Raw genomic sequence first — 24098 nt, forward strand, 5'->3', positions numbered from 1 at the left:
TGGCGGAGAACGTGGCAGTGAACGGCAGCAGAAGGCTCTCGCCCCAGGAGATCGCCGACGACCTGCGGGAACGTATCCGCGCCGGCGAGCTCAGGCCGGGGGAGCGCCTGCCCACCCAGGCCGAACTCGCGGGTGAGTTCGGTGTGGAGCGCGGCACCGTGCGCCAGGCTTTGCGCGTGCTCCAGCAGGACGGCCTCCTCAGCAACGTCTCCAAGGGCAGCCCCCCGCGCGTCGCCGCGCCCGCCACGAGCCGGGACGAGCCCCAGCCGACGATGGTGGGCCTGGCGCCCCGCCTGACGGAGGCGTTCTCGGCGACGGCCGTCCAGGTGGACGTCGTCTGCCACACGTCGGAGACGCTGATGCTGGCGCTCGGCGAGCCGCTGCGGCGCATCCACGAGGGCCGCACCCGGCCCGCCTCGATCGACCTGCGCGTCCTGCTGCCGTCCCGGGACATCAACCTCGCCTTCCCGCGCCTGGTCGAGGAGCGGGAGGCGGACGACGCGGTGCACCAGCGCTGGCTGGAGATGCGCAACGCCCAGCTGCGGGTCCTGGAGCACAATCTGCTGACCCTGCGCGCCACGCACGGCATGGACGTACGGGTCCGGTTCCGGGCGCTGCCGTTCACGCCGCCCGTGAAGCTCTATCTCCTCAACGGGCAGGAGGCGCTGATCGGCTACTACATGCTGACCCGGCGCGAGGAGGAGTGGGAAGGGCGGGCCCTCGACATGTACGACGTCCTCGGCTCCCGGTCCCTGCTGTTCTCCTTCCTCAAGCGGGCGGGGCGGCGGGACGCGGCGTTCGTGGAGGAATCCCAGAAGTGGTTCGACGCCCTCTGGGAAACCATCACGACGGACCTGACACTCTCCTAGTGACCTCTGATACGAAGCAGACTGGTGCGGTGACGCCCTCGGCCGAAGAACTGCGGAAGCTGCTCGCTCCGGTCCGTCACGTCCTGTGGGACCTGGACGGGCCGATCTGCCGGCTGTTCGCGGGCCATCCGGCGAACGGGGTGGCACGGGAGCTCGTGAAGGAGCTCGAACGGCTCGGGCTGGACGGGCTCCTCAGCGAGGAGGAACGTTTCGACCCCGACCCCCAGGCGGTGCTGCTGCTGATCGACCAGCGGTATCCCGACAGCGCTCCCATCGCCCGGCTGGAGCAGTGGCTCACCGCGCAGGAGCTCACCGCCGTCCCCCGCGCACTGCCCACGCCGTACGCCGACCCGCTCATCCGGACGTGGTCGGCGCTGGGCGCGCGCTTCGCCATCACCACGAACAACTCCGCCCGCGCCGCGGCCGCCTACATCGAGAGCCGGCGGCTCACGGGCTGCTTCCCCCACATCCACGGCCGCACCGGGAACCTCGCCCGGATGAAACCCGACCCGTACTGCCTGTCCCGGGCCCTGGAGTCCCTGGCCGCGCACCCGTCCCGGGCGCTGATGCTGGGCGACGCCGGGACGGACTACCAGGCGGCGCGGGAACTGGGCGTCCCGTTCCTCGGCTACGCCCGCAACCAGCGGAAGCGGGACCTGCTGGTGGCAGCGGGAGTCGATCCGGCGCACATCGTCGGTTCCCTGGAGGAAGTGCTGGTCGCCCTGCGGGGCACCCGCTGACCGCGCGTGACGGTTACCTCATTGAGATCACGGATCACCTGGCGCGAGTCGTCCGGGCACCGGGGCGGCGCTAGGCTCTGCACCACGTTCCAGAGCTTCGCACAGTGATCCAGGAGCAGCCGGTGCCCCCGCTGGCGGTTTCCCCCTCCCCCTCGCGGAGGTTCCCCGCGCACGATCCTTACGGGGAGTTCGTGCGGCGGGCGCAGACGGACGGCGTGGTGCACGACGGCCATCACAACCGCAACTTCGTCCTGCCCCTGACCGAGCCCATGGCGCGGTACGTGCGGCGCGCGGCCGGCACCCCGGCCATAGTGCGGGTCCGGGCCCGCAACGCGCTGCCGGTGGTGATCCGCACCTGGAAGGAGCACGACGTGCTCCGCGCCATCGGCGGGGTGCTGCCCCGGGCCCCCGAATGCCTCGCCAGGCGGAACGGTTCGGCGGTCCACAGCTACGTGGAGGGCGTTCCGCTCTCCAGCCTCCACCGCGACGGTGCCCCGGTCGACCGCCGGCTGGTCACCTCGCTGATGGAGACGGTCGCCCGCATGGCGCAGGTCCGCAGGGAGGCCCTCCCGCCCCTGCCGGACGCGCGGCCCGGCGGCGACACGGGCAGCCGCGGGTTCCTGCGCGGCCTGGCCCAGCTGGCCGACCGGCAGATCCGCCGGCCCAACTGGCCGGAGTTCGGCGGGCTGTTCGAGGCGCTCGGGGTCCCCGCCGACGCGCTGACGCGACTGGCCGAGCGGCTTCCCGCCATGGCCCGCCGGCCGTACACCCTGCTCCACACCGACCTGCACCGCGGCAACCTCATCGTCGCCGCGGACGGCCGGTCCGTCGCCGCCGTGGACTGGGAGCTCGCCACCTACGGCGACCCGCTGCACGAACTGGCCACGCACCTGGTGCGGATGCGCTACCCCGCCGCGCAGTGGGACGAGGTGCGCGACGCCTGGGCCGCGGCCATGGCGGAGGTGCGGCCCTCGGCGGTCAACGGCCTGGCCAGGGACCTGCGCCACTACGTCGCCTTCGAGCGGGCCCAGTCGCTGTACGCGGACGTGATGCGGGCCGCCCGGTCGCTGGACGACCGGCTCGACGAGCGGAGCCTGACCCGGGCCACGGCCGCCGTCCGCCGCGCGCTGGAGACCGCCGCCGAGCCGCTCGGTCTCGCCCGGGTGCCGTGCGGGACCCAGATCGAGCGGGTGCTGCTGCGCCGGCGGGACTCCCGGCACCGCCGGCCCACCGGTTTCCGCCCCGTCCCGCCGCTGACCTGGACCCCCGACAAGCGGATCCCGGAACAGCCGGACTTCCCGCACCCGGCCGTACGCGACGCCCTGGTCGCGGAGGGCGCGGCCCCGGCCGGCCGGGTCTTCAAGGGCACCGCCCACCTCAACTCCGTGGTCCGCGTGCCGCACCTCGACGTCCCCGTGGTGGTGCGGCGCAGGATCGCCTCGTTCTGCCGCCGGGAGCCGAGCCACCTCAGCGAGCACGCGGTGCTGGGCGCCATCGCCCGTTCCGAGGTGGACGTGACGGCGCCCCGGGTACTGGCGCTGGGCCGCAGTCACGGCGGCGACGCCTTCGCCGTCCACACCTACGCCGGACCGCTGCACGACGACCGCCCCCCGAGCCACCCGGTGCACGGCCTGCTGCCGCACGAGGCCGACGGGCTCGTCTACCAGCTCGGGCAGCTGACCCGGGTCGACCACGCCGGGCTCGACCCGCTCACCGGGCCGTGGGACTTCTACACCTGGCTCAGCGGGCAACTGGTCGCCCTGGTGCGGGGGCTGCCGAAGGAGTCGCAGCGGGCCGCGAAGGCGCTGGGGCTGCCGGACGCCGACCGGCTCGGCGAGATCCTCGCCCGGCACCGCGTCACCCCGCGCAGGCACGCCCTGCTGCACGGCGACCTCAACCCCTGGAACCTCGTCCGCCGCTCCGGGCGCGACCACCTGGCCCTCACCATCATCGACTGGGAGATGGCGATGGTCGGCGATCCGCTCTACGACCTGGTCCGGCACCTCCACCTCACCCCGACCAGGCCGGAGATCAGGGAGCGCATGCTGCGGCAGTGGGAGAACACCCTGCCCGCCGAGTACACCAGGGACTGGCGCGAGGACTGGCGGGTCTACCGCCGGGTCGAGATCGTCCGCTCCGCCTACGTCGACCTCGACCGGCTGGTCACCGGCTCCGGCCTGGACGCGCCCAACGTCCGCCGGGCCGTCGACTCGTACCCCATGACCCTCGCCGCCGCCACCGCCTCCCTCGGCCTCCCGGCCCGCGCCACGGCGAACCCCTACCTCGCCCGCGCCCTCGCCTAGGGCCTGTCCGCCGGAGCACTGCGTAGGCTCCCCCCATGACCCGGCCCGGCCTGCGTGAGCGCAAGAAGCAGCGGATGTACGAGACCGTGTCGGACATCGCCGTCCGGCTCTTCCTGGAGAAGGGCTTCGACGCGGTGTCCGTCGCGGAGGTGGCGGCGGCCGCCGAGATCTCCAAGCCGACGCTGTTCCGGTACTTCCCGGCCAAGGAGGATCTGGTGCTGTACCGGATCGCCGACCACGAGGGGGAGGCCGCGCGCGTGGTGGCGGAGTCCGGGGAGCCGCCCGTGGAGGCGCTGCGGCGGCACTTCCTGGCCGGGCTGCGGCGGTGCGACCCGGTGACCGGGCTCAACGACCACCCCGAGGTGCTGGCCTTCCACGAGCTGCTCTACGGCACGCCCTCCCTGGTGGCCCGGGCGCACACGCACCAGGAGCGGTCCGAGGCCGCGCTCGCCGGGGTGCTCGGGGGCGACCTGGACGCGCGGCTCGCGGCGGGGCAGATCATGGCCGTGCTGCGCGTGCTGGCGCTGGAGAACTGGCGGCGGATCGCGGCCGGGGAGCGGGTGGCGGACGTGCGGCCCGACGCGGTGGCGGCGGCGGAGCGGGCCTTCGGCCGGCTGGCGGCCGCGCTGGCGCCGGGCTCCGCGCCGAATGAAACCGAGTAATAGATTTAACTCGGTAATGTTTTTGCCGTACGCTCGGTGGAATGACGTCGACCGAGCCCGCCCTTCCGTCTGTCCTCGACCGGGAACGCGCCCATCACGACCGGTGCCGGGACGCCCTCGCCGCGATGGTCGAGGGCGCCGGTGAACAGGTCGTCACCGGCGAGGACGTCTCCGCGTCCGGTGCCGACGCCGAGGTCCTCGGGTACCGGCTGAGGAGCCGGGCCGAGGCGCTGCGCGAGCTGCCCGAGGGGCCCCTGTTCTTCGGGGCCCTCCAGGGGGAGCAGGGCGAGCTGCACATCGGGCGGCTGCGGATCTGCGAGCACCCGGCCGAACCGCCCCTCGTCGTCGACTGGCGCGCACCCGTCTCGCGCGCCTTCTACCAGGCCTCCGCCCGGGACCCGCAGGGCGTCGCCGTACGCCGCCGGTTCGGGTGGGCGCCCGGCAGCCGGGGCGACTCCGCCGACCTCACGGGCCTGGAGGACGAGCACCTGGGGCAGGGCGAGAGCCGGGCCGGTGAGATCGTCGCCCGGGAGATCGAGCGGCCCCGGGTCGGACCCATGCGGGACATCGCCGCCACGATCCAGCCCGAGCAGGACGACCTCGTACGCGGGGACCTGGCGCTGTCGGTGTGCGTGCAGGGCGCGCCCGGCACCGGCAAGACCGCCGTCGGCCTGCACCGGGCCGCCTACCTGCTCTACACCCACCCGCAGCGCATCCGCCGCGGTGGTCTGCTGATCCTCGGGCCCAACCGCACCTTCCTGTCGTACATCGCGGAGGTCCTGCCGGCCCTCGGCGAGACGGGTGTGCGCCAGTCGACGCTCGCCGAGGAGATCGCCCACTGGCCGGTCCGCGCCGTCGACGACGACCGCGCCGCCGTCGTCAAGCACGACGCCCGGATGGCCCGGGTGCTGCGGCGGGCGCTGTACGCGCGCGTGCGCACCGAGGGGGCCGGATCGCTCACCGTGCCCGACGGGTCGTACCGGTGGCGGGTGCCGGTGGCGGAACTCGCGGCGATCGTGGCGAGTGTGCGCGAGGAGGAACCGCCGTACGCGGTCGGCCGGGAACGGGTGCGGGCGCGGATCGTGCGGAGCCTGCGCGAGCAGGCCGAGCGGCGGGCCGGACCGCCCCCGAACGCCTGGGTGCGCCGCGTCGAGCGGGCGCGGCCGGTGTCCGCCTGCCTCGACGCCCTCTGGCCCCGGGTGCGGCCCGAGGAGGTCGTCGCCCACCTGCTCGGTGACGCCGCGGCGCTGGCGGCGGCCGCCGACGGGCTGCTCGACGCCGGGGAGCAGCGGGCACTGCTGTGGGCGAAGCCGCCCCGGTCGTGGAGGTCGGCCCGCTGGTCGGCCGCCGACCTGGTGCTGCTCGACGAGGTGGCCGGGCTGATCGAGCACCCGCGGGGGTACGGGCACGTCGTCGTGGACGAGGCGCAGGACCTGTCGCCCATGGAGTGCCGCGCCATCGCCCGCCGGTCGTCGTTCGGCTCGCTGACCGTGCTGGGCGACCTGGCACAGGGGACGACCCCGTGGGCGGCGCGCTCGTGGCCCGGGGTCCTCGCCCACCTGGGCAAGCCGGACGCGGCCGTGGTGGCCCTCACCACGGGGTTCCGGGTGCCGCGGGCCGTGCTCCAGCTCGCCAACCGGCTGCTGGAGCGGCTGGACGTGGACGTGCCCGAGGCCCGTTCGCTGCGCGGGGACGGGGAGGTGCGCCTGCGGGAGACGGCCCCCGGCGCCGTGCCCGCGGCGGTCGCGGACGCCGTCCGGGAGGCGCTGGGGCGGGAGGGCTCGGTCGGGGTCGTCGCCGCCGACGCGGACGTGCCCCGGGTGCGCGCGGCCCTGGACGCGGCCGGCATCGCGGCGGCGGGCCCGGAGGAACTCGGCGCGCGGGTCTCGCTGGTGCCGGCGAGCGTGGTCAAGGGCCTGGAGTACGACCACGTCGTGGCCGTCGAGCCGGCGGCCGTCGCCGAGGCCGAGGAGCGGGGGCCGCACCGGCTGTACGTGGTGCTGACGCGGGCGGTGACCCGGCTGGACGTGGTGCACGCGAGGCCCCTGCCCTTCTGAGCGCCGAGCGGCCCTCCTCCCGGGCGCGGGGCCCCGGCGGCGCGTCGCCGCGCCCGCGACGCGCGACTCAGCGCCGCCCGATGACCTCCGCGATCCGGAGGAAGCCGTCCTGGCCGTGCCCGAGTCCGATGGCGCGGCGGGCCATGCCCTCGGCGGCGCGCATCACCCCGGCGTCGATGCCGTGCTCCTCCGAGACGTGGACGATGTGCGCCATGGACGACACCGCCGAGGTGAGCGGATTGTCCTCGCCGGAGTACGTGCCGGCGTCGGCGTCCGCCGCGGTCCCGGCGAACAGCGGTGGCAGGATCGCGCCGATGCCCTGCGCGAAGGGCGCGAGCTGCGTCGCGGTGACGCCCTCGGCCCGGGCCACCGCCAGGGCGTGGGCGTAGCCCGCCATCGCCGTCCAGAAGATGTCGAGCAGCGCGATGTCGTAGGCCGCGGCCCGGCCCACGTCCTCGCCGAGGTGCGTGTGGGTGCCGCCCAGCGCCCGCCGCACCGGGTCCAGTCGCTCGTAGAGCTCGGCGGGCCCGCTGTGCAGGAACACGGCGTCGGGCGTGCCGATGGTGGTGGTCGGGGTCATGATGGCGCCGTCGAGGTAGCGGATGCCGTGCGCGGCGGCCCAGTCGGCGGTGGCGCGGGCCCGGGCGGGGGTGTCCGCGGTCAGGTTCACCACCGTGCGGCCCTTCAGGGCGGTCGTGACGTCGTCCGCGCGCAGGACGGCGTCGACGGCGTCGTAGTTCACCACGCAGACGACGACCACCTCACTGGCGGCGACCGCCTCGGCCGCCGACGCCGCACCCTGCGCGCCGCGCGTGAGGAGCCCGCCGTCCCGGCCCGGCGTGCGGTTCCACACCGTGGTGCGCAGTCCGGCGTCCAGGAACGCCCCGGCCAGGGCCCGGCCCATCGGGCCGAGCCCGAGGACGGTGACCGTCGCGGTGTCACCCGCGGCCGGCGGGGCGGAATGCGCGGGGCGGGCGGGCGTGCTGTGGGTGGACACGAGGGAACTCCTTGCTGGCAGTGGACGAACAATGACAAAAGGGGTGGACATGGCGCGCCGACGCCAGGACCTGAACGTCTGTGGAGTGACCGCCGCGATCGCCGTGATCGACGGCAAGTGGAAGACGAGCCTGCTCTGGCTGCTGGAGTCGGGGCCGCACCGCCCGGCGGAACTGCGCCGGCGGCTGCCGGGCCTCACCGAGAAGGTGCTGACCGAGGCGCTGCGGGAGATGCAGGCCGACGGTCTGGTGCACCGGGAGGTCCACGACGTGCTCCCGCCGAAGACGGTCTACTCCTTGACCGCGTTCGGCCGTGAACTCGCCGGAGCGCTGGCCCCGTTGTCCGACTGGGGACACCGGCGCCTGGAGAAGCTGGCCGAGACCGCCCGGCCGGCCTCCTGACGCTCACCTCCCCTCCGTCCGCCGTGCGCCCGGGGCCTCACCCGCCGCCACCAGGTTCCCCCGGTGGCCGCGCACTGCCAAGTACCCACAAAAAAGTGGGTGTTCTACGGCCGGGAGAAGGGGCCTGCCTGGGCGAACGCGCGCTCCGCGAAGCGTTCGCCGATGCGCCGGTGGGTGGCGGCGTCGGGGTGGACGCGGTCGGGCAGGGGGAGCTCGGCCGCGTCGGTCTCGCCGTACAGGTCGAGCCCGTCGAGGTAGTGCAGGTGCGGGTCCTCGGCGGACCGCTGCCGCGCGATGCGGGACATCTCCTCGCGGACGACGCCGAGCGTGAGCTTGCCGGCGGGGACCTCCGCCGGGTCCCCCATGGCGGCGAACAGCAGCCGGCCCTCGCCGACCGCGCTCAGGTCCGGGGCGGTGGGCCCGGGCGTGGCCTCGTGGATGGCGCAGTGGATGGGGGAGACGAGCAGCAGCGGGGTGTCGGGGTGACCGTCGCGGATCGTGTCGAGGAAGCCGTGCAGGGCCGGTCCGAAGGCACGCCGCCGCATCGCGTCCTGGTTGACGAGGTTGATGCCCATCTTGACGCTGATCAGGTCGGCCGGGCTGTCGCGGATCGCCCGCGCGGTGAACGGGTCGAGCATGGCGCTGCCGCCCAGCCCCAGGTTGATCAGCTCCACCCCGCCGAGCAGTGCGGCGACCGCGGGCCACACGCCCGTCGGGCTCGCGGCGTCGGTGCCGTGGCTGATCGAGCTGCCGTGGTGCAGCCACACCCTGCGGCCCCGGTCCGGCGCGGGCGCGACGGGCGCGTCCGTGCGCAGGGCGACGAGCTCGGTCGTCTCGTTGTGCGGGAGCCAGATCTCGACGTCCTTCTCGCGCGCGGGCAGGCCGGTGAAGCGGACGGTGCCGACCGGGCCCTCCTGCACCGTGCCGCTCCACGTGTCCAGGTCGATCGTGAGGACGTTGCCGCCGTTGGCCGGGGCCTGGCCGGCCGGGCGGCCGTCGACGCGCAGGTCGTACAGGCCGTCCGGGCGGGGCGGGAAGCCGCTGTAGTCGCGCTTGGTGCGCAGGATGTCCAGCTCGACGGCGGTCGCGGCGCTGCGGAAGGCCAGCCGTACGCCGGACGGCTGGGCCTCGGCCATGGCCAGTTGCGCGTCGGTGTTCTGGGCGCGGGCCCGGGCCGGCAGCCGGTGCGGGAGCAGCCCGTGCTCGGTGCGCTCCACGTCGAGGGCACCGCGCAGCAGAGCCGCGGTGAGGGGCGTGGTGATCCAGTCGGGCTCGGTGTGCATGGTGTCAGCCTCGGGGGTCCGTAGGGGGCTCGCCGGGTGCGGGCCAGTTGCGCAGCAGCGCGTCGAGGGCGTCGAGGATCCGTGCCCAGGTGACGTCGGTGTCGGGGGCGCTGTGGCTGAACCCGCCGCCCAGTTCCAGGCTGACGTAACCGTGGAAGACGCTGCCCAGCAGCCGGACGGCGTGGGTCTGGTCGGGTTCCGCCAGGTCGTAGCCGCGCAGCAGGGCCCGGGTCATCCGGGCGTGCCGGACCCCGTCGCTCGCGGCGGCCGTCTCGGGGTCCAGCCGCAGCTGGGCGGCGGCGTAGCGGCCGGGGTGCTCCCGGGCGTAGTCGCGGTAGACGTTCGCGAGGGCGGCCAGCGCGTCCTTGCCGGACCGTCCGGCCAGGGCCTCGGCGGCGCGGTCGGCCAGTTCGGTGAGCGCGAGCAGGGCGATGCGGGTCTTCAGGTCCTGGGAGCTGCGCACGTGCGAGTACAGGCTCGCGACCTTGACGTCGAACCGCCGGGCCAGCGCCGAGACGGTGACGTGGTCGAACCCCACCTCGTCGGCGAGTTCCGCACCGGCCCGGGCCAGTCGCTCCGGGGTCAGTCCCGCGCGTGCCATGCGCTGCTCCCTTCCACCTGAAGGGATTGTGCACCTGCCTAACACCTTTAGGCAAACTTTCGGCCCTCTTAGGCGCCCTGTCGGGTCCCGCGCGTGAGCGCTCGCAGCCTCTTTCCCCGCCGGGTCGGTCCCCATGGCTTCAGGACCGAGACCGCGGTCATGAAGACGTAGGCGGACAGCGAGACGACCGGTCCGAACAGCACGTCCCCGGCATCGGGCAGCGGCCCGCCCGCGGCGACGGCGGAGACGGCCGCGGACACGCCGGGACGCAGGGTGGACGCCGTGGCGGCGGTCGTGGCGAGGGTCAGCCAGAACTTGGTGACGACCCACCGGTGCCGTGCCAGCCCCCACGGTGTGCCCAATGCCAGTACCAGGCCGCTGAGCAGGGTCAGGAACGCGACGGGCAGCAGCAGCCAGTCGGCGAACAGCCGCATGGCCCGCACCGAGGCCTCCACGCTCACGGCGGAACCGGAGGTGGCGGCGGTGGTGCCGAGCGCGAGCAGCCCGAGCGTGAGCCCGAGCCAGCCCGCGGAGGCGGTGACGTGCACGACGAGCACGGCCCGCCGCGCGGACCGGCCGAGTTTCGGTTTCGAGGTGGTGGTGTTCACCCGGACCACGCTGCCGGGCGGCGGCGCCGCAGACGTCTCACCGCGGGAGTAACCCGGCGTACTGACGTGGGCGTACGGCCGGGGTGTCAGCGGCGGCGGCTAGCGTCGCGCTGTGACTGAGCCCTCGTACCTCACCGCGATCCGCGAGTCCTACGACACCGTCGCCGCCGAGTACGCGCGCCGCGTCCCCGAACCGGCCCGGCTGGACCCGGTGTCCCGTGCGATGCTGGCCGGCTTCGCCGAACTCGTACGCCCCCTGGGCCCGGTCGCCGACCTGGGCTGCGGCCCGGGAAAGGTGACGGCCCACCTGGCCGCCCTCGGGGTGCGGGCGTTCGGCGTCGACCTCTCGCCGAGGATGGCCCAACTGGCCCGCGCGGCCCACCCGGAACTCCCCTTCGCCACCGGCTCGATGACGGCCCTGGGCATCGGCAGCGGCCGGCTCGGCGGCATCCTCGCGTACTACTCCACCCACCACACCCCGCCCCGGTACCTGCCCACCGTCTTCGCCGAGTTCCACCGCACCCTCGCACCCGGCGGCCTGCTGATGCTCGCGGGCCACGTGGGCGACGGCGAGCACCTGAGCCCGACCCGGGCCTACGGCGACCACCCGGTGTCCTGCGAGTCCCACCTGCTCCCGCCGGACCGCATCGCCGGACTGCTGGAGGAGGCCGGGCTGGTGGTCACGACACGCATGGTGCGCGAACCGGAGGGCGGCTCGAAGAGGCGCTCGGCCACGCTCCTGGCGCACAGGCCCGGGACTCAGGTGTCCGCCGCTCGCCCTGGCGGCGTTCGCCGGGAAGGAGCCGGAAGCGTGGTGTGGCGCACTTTTGCAAGCGGGTGCTTGCAATAGTTAGCGAGGTGCTGCACTGTGGAGTCATGGCATCGCTCAACGTCGGCAATCTCGGTGACTACCTGCGCGAGCAGCGGCGCAACGCGCAGCTGTCGCTGCGGCAGCTCGCCGACGCCGCCGGCGTGTCCAATCCGTACCTCAGCCAGATCGAGCGCGGGCTGCGCAAGCCGAGCGCGGAGGTGCTGCAGCAGGTCGCCAAGGCCCTGCGGATCTCCGCCGAGACGCTGTACGTCCGCGCCGGGATCCTCGACGCCGAGCGGGACCGGGACGAGGTGGAGACCCGGGCGGTCATCCTCGCCGATCCCGCGCTGAACGAGCGGCAGAAGCAGGTGCTGCTGCAGATCTACGAGTCGTTCCGCAAGGAGAACGGGTTCGGCAGCGGCGACGGCGTGCCGGCCGCGGACGGCACGGTGGACGGCGAGGTGGACGGCACGGTGGCCGTCGACGGGGACGCGCCCGGCGCCGGACCCGGGATACGCCGGCCCCGCACGGCCGACGGCGACCGTTCCGCGGAGCTCCCCGCCGCCGGCGAAGACGACGGCGAGGTGGACGGCGGGGCGTCCGCCACCGGCCGCCGCGCCGGTGCCGACGGCGGCGGTCCGGCCCCCGCGGTGTCCGCCCGCCGCACCCGCAAGACCGACGGCGGTACGCCCGCCGCCCGCCGCACCCGCGAGGGCACCGGCGGAAGCGACACCGATCCACGGCGGACGGCCGGCTGAGCCGGACCAGGGCACCGGCCGCCGCCACGGATCACAAAAACCCTCAGCCGAACCCTCAGACAGAATCCGGGAGGACCATCACCATGGCCATCACCGACGACCTGCGCAAGACCTTCAGCGACCCGACCCCGCTCTACTTCGCGGCGGGCACCGCCGACCTCGCCCTTCAGCAGGCCAAGAAGGTGCCGGCCCTGGTGGAGCAGCTGCGCTCCGAGGCGCCGGCCCGGTTCGACGCCGTGCGCAACACCGACACCAAGGCCGTGCAGGAGAAGGCCTCCGCCCGGGCCAAGGAGGCCTCAGCCCGCGTCAAGGAGACGCAGGAGACCCTGCAGAACAAGGTCACGGAGTTCCTCGGCTCCTTCGACGTGAAGAAGATCGGCAGCACGATCGACGCGGACCTGAAGAAGTTCGGCGAGAGCGCCCAGGACTTCGCGCTGCGCGGCGTCGGCGTGGCCGCCGAGTACGCCGTCAAGGCCCGGGAGACCTACGAGAAGGTCGCCGAGCACGGCCAGCAGGCCGTCCGCACCTGGCGCGGCGAGGCCGCCGACGGCATCGAGGACGTCGCCGAGAGCGTCGAGGAGCTGGCGATCGCGGTCGAGCCGAAGCCCGAGCCGGTCGAGGTCAAGGAGGAGCCGGCGAAGCCCGCTCAGGTCATCGCCTCCGAGGCCAAGGCCGCCGCGGCGGCGAAGAAGGCGCCCGCCGCCAAGAAGGCCCCGGCGCGCAAGACCACCACCGCCAAGAAGCCGACGCCCCCGGCGAAGTAACCGTCAGGGAGGCACCGACGGCGGGCCGGGCACCCCGGGGGTGCCCGGCCCGTTGTACGGGTACGGTGACCGCAGTAGGGACGAGCCGAGTCGGGTGGTGGACGTTGTGCTGATGCAGGGCTTCGCAGGGTTTATGTGGCTGCTGAGCATGGCTCTGATCGTTTTCAGCGGCTTCGCTTTGCTGGACGCCGCCGTGCGCCGCGAGGACGCCTACCGCGCGGCCGACAAGAAGACCAAGCCGTTCTGGCTGATCATCCTCGGGATCGCCTTCGTGGTGAACCTGCTCTTCCCGATCCTGTCGTTCCTGCCGATCATCGGTCTCATCGCGACGATCGTGTACATGGTCGACGTCCGGCCGGCGATCCGGGCGCTCCCGGGCGGGGGCCGCAGCAGCCGCGGCTCCAGCAGCGACGGCCCGTACGGCCCCTGGAACGGCGGCCGGTAGAACTCCCCGGCCGTCCGCCGGGTCTCGCCGTCTTCGGCTGTCCGCCGGGCCGCCGGGTCTCGCCGTCTTCGGCTGTCCGCCGGGCCGCCCGGTCTCGCCGTCCTCGGCCGTCCGCCGGGCCGCCCGGCCCCGCCGTCCGCCGGACCCGCCCTCCGGTGGCCGCGGACCGGCTACGGCACCCGGTCCAGCAGCAGTACCGCCACGTCGTCCGTCAGCTCGCCGCCGTTGAGGTCGCGGACCTCGTTCACCGCCGCGCGCAGCAGCTGCTCACCGCGCAGTCCCTCGGCGAACTGGCGGCGGACCATCTCGGTCATGCCCTCCTGCCCGAGCCGCTCCCGGCCCTCGCCGACGCGGCCCTCGATCAGGCCGTCGGTGTAGAGCATCAGGCTCCACTCGGCGCCCAGCTCCACCTGCATCCGCGGCCAGCGGGCCCCCGGCAGCAGCCCGAGGGCCGGACCGTTGTTGTCGTACGGCAGCAGCCGGGCCGGCCGGCCGGGGCCGGCCAGCAGCGGGGAGGGGTGGCCCGCCAGGCACAGACCGGCGCGGCGGCCGTCCGGCGCGATGTCCACCGTGCACAGGGTCGCGAAGATCTCGTCGTCGGACCGCTCGTGCTCCAGCACCTGCTGGAGCGTGCCCAGCAGCTGGTCGCCGCACAGGCCCGCCAGCGTCAGCGCGCGCCACGCGATCCGCAGCTCCACGCCGAGGGCGGCCTCGTCCGGGCCGTGGCCGCAGACGTCACCGATCATGGCGTGCACCGTGCCGTCCGGCGTGCGCACGACGTCGTAGAAGTCACCGCCGAGCAGGGCGCGCGAGCGGCCCGGGCGGTAGCGCGCGGCGAAGCGCAGCGAGGAGCCCTCCAGCAGGGGGGTCGGCAGCAGGCCGCGCTCCAGGCGGCGGTTCTCCTGCGCGCGCAGTCTGCCCTCGGCGAGCCGGCGCTCGGCCGACTCGGAGCGCTTGCGCTCCACCGCGTAGCGGATCGCGCGGCTCAGCAGCCGGCCGTCCAGCTCGTCGCGGAAGAGGTAGTCCTGGGCGCCCACGCGCACCGCCTCCGCGCCGCGCTCGGCGTCGCCCGACGCGGTCAGCGCCAGGACGGCGTGCCGGGGCGCGAGTTCCAGCACGTGCTTGAGCACGGCGAGTTCGTCGTCGGAGTCGCTGCGGCCCGGCGCGGGCAGCGCGAGGTCCAGCAGGATGCAGTGGACGTCGTCGGTCAGCAGCCGCTCGGCCTCCGTGAGGTTGCGGGCCGTGCGGACGCGGATCGGCTTGCCGGCCTGGTCGAGCATGTCCGGCACGATCGGCGAACCCGCCGGGTCGTCCTCGATCAGCAGCAGCGTCAGGTTGGTGTGGGCGGTGTGGTGCTCCACCTTGTCCGTGGTGTTTCCGGCGGTGTCCGGGGTGCGCGGGGTCTGTGCCGAGGCGTCCGTCACGGAGTCCTCGGCGGAGCCGCCGCACGCGGACGCGGCCTGCGCCTGACCACTCTCCACGGCCGGGATGGCTCTCTGCCGCGGTATGGGTACGGGCATTGTCGTGGGTTCCTTCCCTCCCCCCGAGGGCATGGCGGGGGCGAGGGACCTCGACCCACCGACCGGGACCATAGCGGGTGACGGCGCCGCAGTGGAATGGTGTGAGCCACGCCGCTGTGCCATCGGCCAGTGTCATATGCCGCGATATGCCCCGCAGTTGGACAGGTGCGGGATGCTGCGGGGATGACGAACGTCACGCCGGCGCGGTGTTCGTACGGGGGTCCGGCGTGGGGTCGGTCACGTGGTCGGGGTCACCGCCGGTGCCCGCTGTCCGGTATCCGGTGCACGGCCGGCCGTTCGGCCGGTGCCCCGCGGGGCCTTCGGCCGGTGGCCGGTGTGACTGGTGCGGTGCCGGTGCGACGGGTGTGGTGCCGGTGTGACAGGGGCGATAGCCGGTGTGACGGCGTGGTGCCTTCAGCCGGCGTCCGGCCGGACCACCCCGAGGATCGGCATGGATCCCGCTCCGGCGACGGTGATCGTCCGGCCGGGTCGCGGGGCGTGCACCATCGCCCCGTCGCCGATGTACATGGCGACATGGCTGGCGTCGTCGAAGTAGATGATCAGGTCGCCGGGCCGCATGTCCCGGACGTCGATGTGCCGCAGCCGCTTCCACTGCTCCTGCGAGGTGCGCGGGATGCCCCGCCCGGCGGAGATCCAGGCCTGTGAGGTCAGGCCCGAGCAGTCGTAGCTCTCCGGGCCCTCGGCGCCCCACTGGTACGGCTTGCCGATCTGGGCCGTGGCGTACTGGACGGCCTTCCTGCCCTGCTCGGAGGCCTTGCCGTCGATCTCGGCGAGGATGCCCGAGTCCAGCCAGGCGCTCTGCGCCCGGTCCGCGGCCTGCTTCTCCAGCTCGGCGAGGCGCTCCTGCTCCTCCTCGCGCAGCTCGGACTCCAGCTTCTCGGCCTGCGCGATCTGCTTCTCGATCTTCTTCTGCGCGGCGGCCTTGGCCTTGCGGCCCGCCTCCAGCTTCTTCCACTGCGCGGAGGCGTCCTTGGCGTACTGCTCCAGGTCCTCCTGGGCGCGCGTCAGTTCACCGATCAGGCCCTTGGCCGCGTGGTGGCCCTGGCGGACGCGGCCGGTGCCGTCGAGGAACTCCTGCGGGTCGTCGCTGAGCATCAGGCGGGCCTCGGGCGGGAGTCCGCCGCCGCGGTACTGGGCGGCGGCCGCGGCGCCCGCGCGCTTCTTGAGCCGCTCCAGCCGCTCCTTGCCCTTGACGATCTTCTTGGCCAGCTTGACGATCTCGGCGGACTGCTTGTCGGCCTTCTCCTCGGCCGCGTTGTACTCGTCGGTGGCGCGGGCGGCCGCGCGGTAGAGCCGGTCGAGCTTCTCGCGCACAACTTCGAGGTCCCTGCCGGGCGTGGGCGCCGGGCTCGCGGTGGGCCTGGGCTCGGGGTCGGGGCGGGGTCCGGCGAACGCCGTGCCCGGTGCCGCCAGCACCGTGACCGCGCAGACCACGGCCACGGCCGTCGCGATCAGGCCACGCTTGCCCGTACCCATACGTCGTCCCCCAACTGATTAACCATCAGTAACATGCGGCTCGCCTGGGGATGCTGCCATGCCGGCGGGCAAAACGACAGGGGTAGTACTTCCCGCCACTCCCGCACCGGTATTCCCCCGCCCGGCGATCTCCCCCCGTGTGTGACGTACGACTCACGGGGATCGTTCCACGGCGTTCGGGCCGCCCTGCCCGGGCACTCTCACCCGCGCGGCGCCAACGCCCCCCAGCGCACCGTCACTTCGCCCTGGCGCCACCGTGCCGGCCCGTCCACGACCGGCCAGTCGCGCGTCAGGTCGCGCACCGCGCCGATCCAGCGCTGGCGGGCGCCGTAGGAGGCGTAGGGCGCGGCGGCGGCCCAGGCGCGGTCGAAGTCGCGCAGGAAGGCGTGCACGGGCTCGCCCGGGACGTTGCGGTGGATGAGCGCCTTGGGCAGGCGTTCCGCCAGGTCGGAGGGGCGTCCCAGGGAGCCGAGCCGGGTCGCGAAGGTGACCGTGCGGGGCCCCTCCGGGCCGAGCGCGACCCACACGTGCCGGCGTCCGATCTCGTCGCAGGTCCCCTCGACCAGCAGCCCGCCGCGCGAGCCGGTCCTGGCGTCGGCCGGGGCGAGCCGCCCGCACAGCCGCTCCCACACGGCGGCGACCTCGTGCTCCTCGTACTGCCGCAGCACGTTCGCCGCGCGGACCAGCAGCGGCCGCTGCGGGATCGGGATCTCGAAGCCGCCGTGCCGGAAGGCCAGCCCCGCCCGCTCGTAGGGGAGTGCCGCAGCGACCCGCGCCGGCTCGATCTCGATGCCCACCACACGCGCGCGCGGCGCCGCCGTGCGCAGCCGCTGCAGCAGCTCGACGGCCGTCCACGGGGCGGCGCCGTACCCGAGGTCCACCGCCACCGGGTCGGCGGCGCGGCGCAGCTCGGCGCCGTGCGTGGCCGCGATCCAGCGGTCCATGCGGCGCAGCCGGTTGGGGTTGGTCGTCCCGCGCGTCACCGTCCCCAGGGGGCGGGTGGCGGCGCGGGAGGTCATGTCTACGAGGGTATGCGGCGCCCTGGGGGCGGGCGGACACGGGCCTGCCCGGCCGTCGAACGGTTGAGCGACGAGCGGTAATGATTCGGTAAAACTCCCGAACCGGGAAATGGAGCGCCTTCCTCCGGTGTTGGACCACGTCGGAGGGCACCGTGCGCCCTGCGAGAGGCATGCCCGGAGCGAGGAGGAACGCCACGTGAGCCAGTACATCGGCAGGCTCGGGCGGCGCTCGGCGTCCTCGCCCGCGCGCCTGCGGCTGCACCGCAGGCCCCGCCGTGTCGCCATGCTCTCCGTGCACACCTCCCCGCTCCACCAGCCGGGCACCGGCGACGCCGGCGGCATGAACGTCTACATCGTGGAGCTCGCCCAGCGCCTCGCCGCGATCAACATCGAGGTGGAGATCTTCACGCGGGCCACGGCCGCCGCCCTGCCGCCCATCGTCGAACTGGCCCCCGGCGTCCTCGTCCGGCACGTCGACGCCGGCCCCTACGAGGGCCTCAACAAGGAGGACCTCCCCGCCCAGCTGTGCGCCTTCACGCACGGTGTGATGCAGGCCTGGGCCGGCCACCGCCCCGGCCACTACGACCTGGTCCACTCCCACTACTGGCTCTCCGGCCACGTCGGCTGGCTCGCCGCCCAGCGCTGGGGCGTCCCGCTGGTGCACGCCATGCACACCATGGCCAAGGTCAAGAACGCCAACCTCGCCGACGGCGACACCCCGGAGCCCGCCGCCCGCGTCATCGGCGAGACCCAGATCGTCGACGCCGCCGACCGGCTCATCGCCAACACCACCGAAGAGGCCGACGAACTCGTCCGGCACTACGCGGCCGACCCCGGCAAGGTCGCCGTGGTCCACCCCGGCGTGAACCTGCGCCGCTTCTCGCCCGCCGACGGCCGCGCCGCCGCCCGGGCCCGCCTGGGCCTGCCCCAGGACGCCCTCATCCCGCTCTTCGCGGGCCGCATCCAGCCCCTGAAGGCCCCCGACGTGCTGCTGCGGGCCGTGGCCGTCCTCCTCGACGAGCGCCCCGAGCTGCGCTCGCGCATCCTCGTGCCCGTCGTCGGCGGCCCCAGCGGCAGCGGCCTCGCCAAGCCCGAGGGCCTGCAGAAGCTCGCCGCGCGCCTCGGCATCGCGGACGTCGTACGGTTCCGCCCCCCGGTCGGCCAGGAGCAGCTCGCGGACTGGTTCCGTGCCGCCTCCGTACTGGTCATGCCCTCCTACAGCGAGTCCTTCGGCCTGGTCGCCATAGAGGCCCAGGCGGCCGGCACCCCCGTGCTCGCGGCGGCGGTCGGCGGTCTGCCGGTGGCCGTGCGCGACGGCCACACCGGCTTCCTCGTACGCGGCCACGACCCGGCCGACTACGCGCGCGTGCTGGGCGCCTTCGCCGACGACCCGCACCTCGCGCCCCGGCTCGGCGACCAGGCCGCCCGGCACGCCCAGTCCTTCGGCTGGGACACCGCGGCAGCCGCCACCGCGGACGTCTACACGGCCGCGCTGCAGGCACACCGCCGTCGCGTACGCTCGCTGCATGGGTGAAACCGATCTCGAACAGCGCGCCGCACAGGTCGTCGAGGGAGTGCTGAAGGACGCCGGCCTGGAGTGGGAGAGTCCCCGGCCCGGCACGTACGTCGCGCAACTGCCCGGCACCCGCAAGCTGAAGACGACGGTCTCGCTGATCGTCGGCCGCCACTCCCTGTCGCTGAACGCCTTCGTCATCCGCCACCCCGACGAGAACGAGCAGGGCTTCCACCGCTGGCTCCTGGAGCGCAACCTCAAGCTCTACGGCGTGAGTTACGCCGTCGACCAGCACGGCGACGTCTACGTCACCGGCCGCCTGTCCCTGCCCGCCGTCACCGCCGACGAGATCGACCGCCTGCTCGGCCAGGTCCTGGAGGCCTCCGACGGCAGCTTCAACACCCTCCTGGAACTGGGCTTCGCCTCGGCGATCCGCAAGGAGTACGAGTGGCGGGTGTCCCGGGGCGAGTCGACCCGCAACCTCGACGCCTTCGCCCACCTGACCCAGCGCCCGGAGCGCTAGAGGGCCGCCCGGTACCTCCCCGGCGGGACACCCACCAGCTTCCTGAAGTGCCGGGTGAGGTGGGACTGGTCGTAGAAGCCGGTCGCCACCGCGACCTCGCCCGGTGACCGCCCCTCCAGCAGCAGCCGGCGCGCGCGTCCCACGCGCAGGGACGTCAGGTACTGGTGCGGGGCGATGCCGTAGGCGGTGCCGAAGGCCCGGACGAGATGGGCGGGGTGGGCTCCCAGGAGCCCGGCGGCCTCCCGCAGCCCGACGCCCTCGACGACCCGCTCGTCCAGCAGCTCGCGCAGCCGGCGGGCGAGGGCGGGATCGGCCGGGCGGGGTCTGCCGTCCCCGCCCCGCAGATGGTCGCGCAGCCGCTCCCCGAGGAACGTCAGCCTGCTCTCGGCCTCCAGTTCCTCACCGGGCCGGGCCAGCGCGCCGTGCACCTGTCCGACGCGCCGCCGCAGCAGCGGATCGCGCAGGTCGGGCCGGTCGACGGCGGCCCCGATGAGCTCCTCGCCCAGGTACGTCCCGTCGAGGTACAGCACCCGCTTGCGGAAACCCTCCGCGGTGACGGGCGAGCCGTTGTGCGGCACGTGCGGCGGCAGCAGGGACACGGTGTCGTGCGGGGTGCCGTGCTCGTGCCGGTCGAGGTCGTACCGCACGGCGCCGGTGTCGACGATCAGCAGCGTCCAGGCCTCGTGGACGTGCATCGGATAGGCGTACTCGGTGAACCGGGCGTGGAAGACCTCGACGACACCCGGGACGGCCGGCCGCCAGGCGGAGACGGTCCGCTGCCGGTCCGGGGCCGTGTGCTGGTCCGGGGCCGCGCGCCGGTCCGGGGCCACGCGCCGGTCCGGGGCCACGGGGGCGGGCTGTGAGGCCATGCAAAGAACGTACAAGACCCGGCCCGCGGCCGCCGGGCACGCTCGGACCATGAACACGATCACCGGACACCCCGGGCCGGAGCCCGTCCGCTTCGACACGAAGATCGCCGTCCTGCTGCGCGCCGACCTGGAGCCCTGGCAGCGCCTCAACGTCACGTCGTTCCTGGTCAGCGGCCTGGGAACGCAGATTCCCGAGGTGATCGGCGAACCGTACGAGGACGCGGACGGCGTGCCCTACCTGCCGATGTTCCGCCAGCCCGTCCTGGTCTTCGAGGCCACGAAGGAAACCCTCACCACGGCCCACACCCGCGCCCTGTCCCGCTCCCTGCCCCGCTCGGTCTTCACGTCCGACCTCTTCGCGACGGGCAACGACCGCGACAACCGGGCGGCCGTACGCGCGGTGCCCACGGCCGAACTGGACCTGGTGGGGCTCGCCGTGTACGGCCCGAGGAACGCGGTGGACAAGGTGGTGAAGGGAGCGCGTATGCATCCGTGAGCGCTGGTGCGGTGGCGGTGGCACCGTGCGCAGGGGGAGCGGCGGCTGACGGCCGGGGTGGGGGGCGCGTCACGGAGTACAGGCCGCCGCGATGGACACGCTGTTCTCGTAGAGGTGGTGCCGGGTGATCCGGCCGTCCTCCACGGTGAGCCGCAGGGCGAAGGGCCCGGAGAAGGACTTCCCGGTCGCCCGCACGGTCCCGGCGAGATGCCCCATCAGCACGGCGTCGGCCCCGTCGACGAGGACGGTGTCGACGGACGCGCGGGCGTCCTCGGGGACGGTGTACCGCGCCAGCTCCTCTCCCTGGGCGGCACATTCGGCGGCCGTCGACCGGGGCCGGATCCAGGGCACGACGGGGTTCTCGGCGAGCATCCAGTCGACTTCGTCGGCGAACAGCGCGGTGAGCCCTTCGGTGTCCCCGGTCAGCCGGAGTTCGAGGAACTTCTGCACGGTGGAGCGGGTGACTTCTGCGGTGGTCGTCATGGGTTCAGCTTGGCGGGGCGGACGGCGGGGCGTCGATTACGTGGGAGGTAAGGCGGCCGGATAAGGCCGCGCTCCCGCCCCGGATCCCCGCCACCGCCGCGAGCCCGGGTGCTCCCGCGGACGATGCGCGGGCCACCGCCGCGAGCCCGGGTGCTCCCGCCGACGGTGCGCGGGCCACCGCTCATCCCGCCCCCACCCCCGGCTGCGGCCGCACCGTGTCCTTCGCCCCCTTCGCGCCCTTCGCCTCCTTCGCGCCCTTCGGGCCCTTCACGGGCTCGGCCGGCTCGGCCGGCTCGGCCCCCGCCGTCACGTCGGCAAGCGCCTCGTCCTCGGGCAGCCGCCGCATGAGCACGCCGTACCCCACCCCGGCGACCGTCCCCACCACCGCGCAGAACCCCCACAGCCACTCCGCCCCGAACCGGTCGATCACGAACCCGGAGAGCAGCGGGGCGACGAGGGCCGCCACCGACCAGGACATCGTGTACATGCCCTGGTAGCGCCCGCGTCCGTGCGTCGGGGACAGCCGTACGACGAGACCGGTCTGCGTCGGCGCGTTCACGATCTCGGCCAGCGTCCACACGCACACCGTCAGGGCGATGAGCCCCACCGACCCCGCGAAGGCGGTCAGCGCGAATCCGTACCCGGCGAGGACGGAGGAGACGACGAGCAGCCGGCGCGGGTCGCGGTGTTCGATGAAACGGGTCACCGGGATCTGCAGGACGACGATCAGCACACCGTTGACGGCGATCGCCATGCCGTACTCGGCCGGGGTGAAGCCCGCCGCGCCCATCGCCACCGGCAGCCCCACCGACCCCTGCTGGAAGATCAGCGCGACGAGGAAGGACAGCCCGACGACGCTCATGAAGCGCCCGTCGCGCAGTACGGTCCCGAGGCCGACCGAGCTGTCGGCGTCGGCAGCTGACCTCTCCGGCTCGGCAGGCCTGGACTCCGGCAGCCGCAGGAAGACGAGGATCGCGCAGACCATCGTCAACGCCGCCTCGATGAGGAAACCGGCGAGGTAACTGACCTCGGCGATGAAGCCGGCGGCCATGGAGGAGACGGCGAAACCGAGGTTGATGGCCCAGTAGTTGAGGGAGAAGGCGCGGATGCGGTCCTCGGGCCGGACGATGTCGGCCATCATCGCCTGCACGGCCGGGCGCGACGCGTTGCTCGCCATGCCGACGAGGAAGGCGACGCCGGCGATCGCGACCGGATCGCGCACGAAGCCGAGCAGCGCGACGGAGACGGCGGTGGAGGCCTGCGCGATCAGCAGGGTCGGCCGCCGGCCCAGCCGGTCGGCCAGCACACCGCCGCCCAGCGAGGAGATCACCCCGCCCAGCCCGTGCAGGGCGGCGACCAGACCGGCGTACGTCGCGGAGTAACCGCGGTCGAGGGTCAGGTACAGCGCCATGAAGGTCGCGACGAACGCGCCGAGCCGGTTGACGAGCGTGCTGGTCCACAGCCACCAGAACTCCCGGGGGAGACCGGAGACCGTCTCCCGGACGGCGCGTCGGGCACGCAGGGCGTACGGCATGGTCTCCCCCGGAGGCGACAGGATGTGGGCGGCGGCACCGAGATGTAAGCGGCGCTGGCAGTAGGCGCAAGTTACAATCGCGCGCTTGACGGGGGCCACTCAATTAACAGATCCCGTCAAACGTCCGCCTGCCGGGCAGCCACGCGAACGGGCGAAAGCGTGGATTACGCTCTGGGGCATGGCCGACGCACCGTACAAGCTGATCCTCCTCCGCCACGGCGAGAGCGAGTGGAACGCGAAGAACCTGTTCACCGGCTGGGTGGACGTCAACCTCACCGCGAAGGGCGAGAAGGAGGCGACCCGCGGCGGCGAGCTGCTCAAGGACGCCGGCCTGCTCCCCGACGTGGTCCACACGTCCCTCCAGAAGCGCGCCATCCGCACCGCGCAGCTCGCCCTGGAGTCCGCCGACCGCCTCTGGATCCCGGTCCGCCGCTCGTGGCGCCTGAACGAGCGCCACTACGGCGCCCTGCAGGGCAAGGACAAGGCGCAGACGCTCGCCGAGTTCGGCGAGGAGCAGTTCATGCTGTGGCGCCGCTCCTACGACACCCCGCCGCCGCCGCTGGACATCGACGCCGAGTACTCCCAGTTCTCCGACCCGCGCTACGCGACCCTCCCGCCGGAGCTGCGCCCGCGCACGGAGTGCCTGAAGGACGTCGTCGTCCGCATGCTCCCGTACTGGTTCGACGCGATCGTCCCCGACCTGCTGACCGGCCGCACGGTCCTGATCGCGGCCCACGGCAACAGCCTGCGCGCCCTGGTCAAGCACCTGGACGGCATCTCGGACACGGACATCGCGGGCCTGAACATCCCCACGGGCATCCCGCTCTCCTACGAACTGGACGCCGAGTTCAAGCCCCTCAACCCGGGCGGCACGTACCTGGACCCCGAAGCGGCCAAGGCAGCGATCGAGGCGGTCAAGAACCAGGGCAAGAAGAAGTAACTCGAAGCCATCAAGCCCTCTACCTGCGACTTTTCCGCGAGTAGGGGGCTTGTTGCTGCACTGGGGCCGTCGCTGGGCCGTGAAAGGGATCTGGGGCCGCTGTCAAGCCCTCTGTCGTCCCTCGGTGAATAACAACATGGCCGGTATGCTGGTCGCGCCTCACCTGATCCTTCCCTGAACTCCGCCCACCGGCGCGTGAGTTCCTAGGCACCGGTCCGACAAGCGGGCCGGTTGAAGGAGGAAGTGAGGCAGTAGAGGTGAGCCTTGAGAAGGACGAGCCTTGTAGGTGGACCAGCGCCGAGAGGTGGCAGGTCTGGCTTACGGGAGCAGGCCTACTGGTGGCCATCGCTACCGGCGTGATGCAGTTCGCTCGATGAGCGAGTCACGCGCGAGGTCGGTCGCGACC

The 24098-nt window shown here is 73.6% G+C and carries 24 protein-coding genes; 14 read left to right on the forward strand and 10 right to left on the reverse strand.

All coding sequences use genetic code 11. The features are described from left to right. Positions 1 to 17 precede the first annotated feature (17 nt). The 5 genes from AC07DA_RS00335 to AC07DA_RS00355 all read left to right on the forward strand — a co-directional run bounded on the left by AC07DA_RS00335 (position 18) and on the right by AC07DA_RS00355 (position 6631). Positions 18 to 869, forward strand: a complete 852-nt coding sequence (locus tag AC07DA_RS00335) for a GntR family transcriptional regulator (protein ID WP_479123852.1) — start codon at positions 18 to 20, stop codon at positions 867 to 869. Further along, positions 869 to 1609 carry an HAD family hydrolase gene (locus tag AC07DA_RS00340; RefSeq protein WP_479123150.1) on the forward strand — a complete coding sequence of 247 codons (741 nt, stop codon included), beginning with the start codon at positions 869 to 871 and terminating at the stop codon, positions 1607 to 1609. Before AC07DA_RS00335 ends, AC07DA_RS00340 begins: the two co-directional genes overlap by 1 nt. Before the next feature lie 191 nt (positions 1610 to 1800). Beyond that, a complete protein-coding gene (locus tag AC07DA_RS00345; RefSeq protein ID WP_479123152.1) occupies positions 1801 to 3912 on the forward strand; it encodes a phosphotransferase in 2112 nt (703 codons plus the stop codon). A 35-nt stretch (positions 3913 to 3947) separates the two neighbouring features. Then, positions 3948 to 4574 carry a TetR family transcriptional regulator gene (locus AC07DA_RS00350; RefSeq protein WP_479123154.1) on the forward strand — a complete coding sequence of 209 codons (627 nt, stop codon included), beginning with the start codon at positions 3948 to 3950 and terminating at the stop codon, positions 4572 to 4574. Positions 4575 to 4615: 41 nt separating this feature from the next. After that, positions 4616 to 6631, forward strand: coding sequence for a HelD family protein (locus AC07DA_RS00355; protein ID WP_479123156.1), 2016 nt, complete (start codon positions 4616 to 4618; stop codon positions 6629 to 6631). Positions 6632 to 6698: 67 nt separating this feature from the next. On the opposite strand, the gene AC07DA_RS00360 is transcribed toward AC07DA_RS00355, so the two are convergent. Further along, positions 6699 to 7628, reverse strand: a complete 930-nt coding sequence (locus AC07DA_RS00360) for an NAD(P)-dependent oxidoreductase (protein ID WP_479123157.1) — start codon at positions 7626 to 7628, stop codon at positions 6699 to 6701. Between the two features lie 49 nt (positions 7629 to 7677). On the opposite strand from AC07DA_RS00360, the gene AC07DA_RS00365 reads away from it, so the two are divergent. Beyond that, entirely contained in the window at positions 7678 to 8028 is a 351-nt protein-coding gene (locus AC07DA_RS00365) for a winged helix-turn-helix transcriptional regulator (protein ID WP_479123158.1), read from the forward strand. A gap of 104 nt (positions 8029 to 8132) precedes the next feature. On the opposite strand, the gene AC07DA_RS00370 is transcribed toward AC07DA_RS00365, so the two are convergent. From AC07DA_RS00370 to AC07DA_RS00380, 3 genes are all read right to left on the reverse strand, one after another. After that, on the reverse strand, positions 8133 to 9311 hold the full coding sequence (locus tag AC07DA_RS00370) for a GDSL-type esterase/lipase family protein (protein ID WP_479123159.1): 1179 nt from the start codon (positions 9309 to 9311) through the stop codon (positions 8133 to 8135). Positions 9312 to 9315: 4 nt separating this feature from the next. Further along, positions 9316 to 9912, reverse strand: coding sequence for a TetR/AcrR family transcriptional regulator (locus AC07DA_RS00375; RefSeq protein ID WP_479123160.1), 597 nt, complete (start codon positions 9910 to 9912; stop codon positions 9316 to 9318). 68 nt (positions 9913 to 9980) lie between these two features. Beyond that, positions 9981 to 10520, reverse strand: coding sequence for a DUF2269 domain-containing protein (locus tag AC07DA_RS00380; protein ID WP_479123161.1), 540 nt, complete (start codon positions 10518 to 10520; stop codon positions 9981 to 9983). A gap of 112 nt (positions 10521 to 10632) precedes the next feature. Between AC07DA_RS00380 and AC07DA_RS00385 the strand changes: the two genes are divergently transcribed. From AC07DA_RS00385 to AC07DA_RS00400, 4 genes are all read left to right on the forward strand, one after another. Beyond that, complete coding sequence (locus tag AC07DA_RS00385) at positions 10633 to 11370, forward strand: class I SAM-dependent DNA methyltransferase (RefSeq protein ID WP_479123163.1); 738 nt, start codon at positions 10633 to 10635, stop codon at positions 11368 to 11370. 26 nt (positions 11371 to 11396) lie between these two features. Continuing rightward, positions 11397 to 12089, forward strand: a complete 693-nt coding sequence (locus AC07DA_RS00390) for a helix-turn-helix domain-containing protein (protein ID WP_479123165.1) — start codon at positions 11397 to 11399, stop codon at positions 12087 to 12089. A gap of 83 nt (positions 12090 to 12172) precedes the next feature. After that, entirely contained in the window at positions 12173 to 12853 is a 681-nt protein-coding gene (locus AC07DA_RS00395) for a hypothetical protein (RefSeq protein WP_479123167.1), read from the forward strand. Between the two features lie 112 nt (positions 12854 to 12965). Then, the gene (locus AC07DA_RS00400; RefSeq protein WP_479123854.1) at positions 12966 to 13298 is read left to right on the forward strand and encodes a DUF2516 family protein; all 333 of its coding nucleotides are present in this window, start codon (positions 12966 to 12968) and stop codon (positions 13296 to 13298) included. Between the two features lie 170 nt (positions 13299 to 13468). Here the strand turns inward: AC07DA_RS00400 and AC07DA_RS00405 are convergent, their stop codons facing one another. The 3 genes from AC07DA_RS00405 to AC07DA_RS00415 all read right to left on the reverse strand — a co-directional run bounded on the left by AC07DA_RS00405 (position 13469) and on the right by AC07DA_RS00415 (position 17334). Further along, entirely contained in the window at positions 13469 to 14818 is a 1350-nt protein-coding gene (locus tag AC07DA_RS00405) for a PP2C family protein-serine/threonine phosphatase (protein ID WP_479123168.1), read from the reverse strand. 414 nt (positions 14819 to 15232) lie between these two features. Then, on the reverse strand, positions 15233 to 16315 hold the full coding sequence (locus tag AC07DA_RS00410) for a C40 family peptidase (protein ID WP_479123170.1): 1083 nt from the start codon (positions 16313 to 16315) through the stop codon (positions 15233 to 15235). Positions 16316 to 16515: 200 nt separating this feature from the next. Next, on the reverse strand, positions 16516 to 17334 hold the full coding sequence (locus AC07DA_RS00415; RefSeq protein WP_479123171.1) for a class I SAM-dependent methyltransferase: 819 nt from the start codon (positions 17332 to 17334) through the stop codon (positions 16516 to 16518). Between the two features lie 196 nt (positions 17335 to 17530). Between AC07DA_RS00415 and mshA the strand changes: the two genes are divergently transcribed. Together mshA and AC07DA_RS00425 are read left to right on the forward strand one after the other, a co-directional pair. Then, the gene (mshA, locus tag AC07DA_RS00420; RefSeq protein ID WP_479123173.1) at positions 17531 to 18868 is read left to right on the forward strand and encodes a D-inositol-3-phosphate glycosyltransferase; all 1338 of its coding nucleotides are present in this window, start codon (positions 17531 to 17533) and stop codon (positions 18866 to 18868) included. Then, positions 18861 to 19370, forward strand: coding sequence for a type III secretion system chaperone family protein (locus AC07DA_RS00425; protein WP_479123175.1), 510 nt, complete (start codon positions 18861 to 18863; stop codon positions 19368 to 19370). The genes mshA and AC07DA_RS00425 overlap by 8 nt, the downstream gene beginning before the upstream one ends. Here AC07DA_RS00425 and AC07DA_RS00430 read toward each other — a convergent pair. Next, a complete protein-coding gene (locus AC07DA_RS00430; RefSeq protein WP_479123176.1) occupies positions 19367 to 20239 on the reverse strand; it encodes a helix-turn-helix transcriptional regulator in 873 nt (290 codons plus the stop codon). The genes AC07DA_RS00425 and AC07DA_RS00430 overlap by 4 nt on opposite strands. A gap of 49 nt (positions 20240 to 20288) precedes the next feature. Here AC07DA_RS00430 and AC07DA_RS00435 point away from each other — a divergent pair, with 49 nt between their 5' ends. Continuing rightward, complete coding sequence (locus AC07DA_RS00435; RefSeq protein WP_479123178.1) at positions 20289 to 20735, forward strand: DUF2000 family protein; 447 nt, start codon at positions 20289 to 20291, stop codon at positions 20733 to 20735. Positions 20736 to 20804: 69 nt separating this feature from the next. Here AC07DA_RS00435 and AC07DA_RS00440 read toward each other — a convergent pair whose 3' ends face one another. Together AC07DA_RS00440 and AC07DA_RS00445 are read right to left on the reverse strand one after the other, a co-directional pair. Beyond that, positions 20805 to 21218, reverse strand: coding sequence for a nuclear transport factor 2 family protein (locus AC07DA_RS00440; protein ID WP_479123179.1), 414 nt, complete (start codon positions 21216 to 21218; stop codon positions 20805 to 20807). Positions 21219 to 21399: 181 nt separating this feature from the next. Further along, positions 21400 to 22752, reverse strand: a complete 1353-nt coding sequence (locus AC07DA_RS00445; protein ID WP_479123181.1) for an MDR family MFS transporter — start codon at positions 22750 to 22752, stop codon at positions 21400 to 21402. A 178-nt stretch (positions 22753 to 22930) separates the two neighbouring features. Here AC07DA_RS00445 and AC07DA_RS00450 point away from each other — a divergent pair, with 178 nt between their 5' ends. After that, on the forward strand, positions 22931 to 23692 hold the full coding sequence (locus AC07DA_RS00450; protein WP_479123183.1) for a phosphoglyceromutase: 762 nt from the start codon (positions 22931 to 22933) through the stop codon (positions 23690 to 23692). Positions 23693 to 24098: the final 406 nt, after the last annotated feature.

It is taken from the genome of Streptomyces sp. NPDC044921, assembly GCF_056432865.1.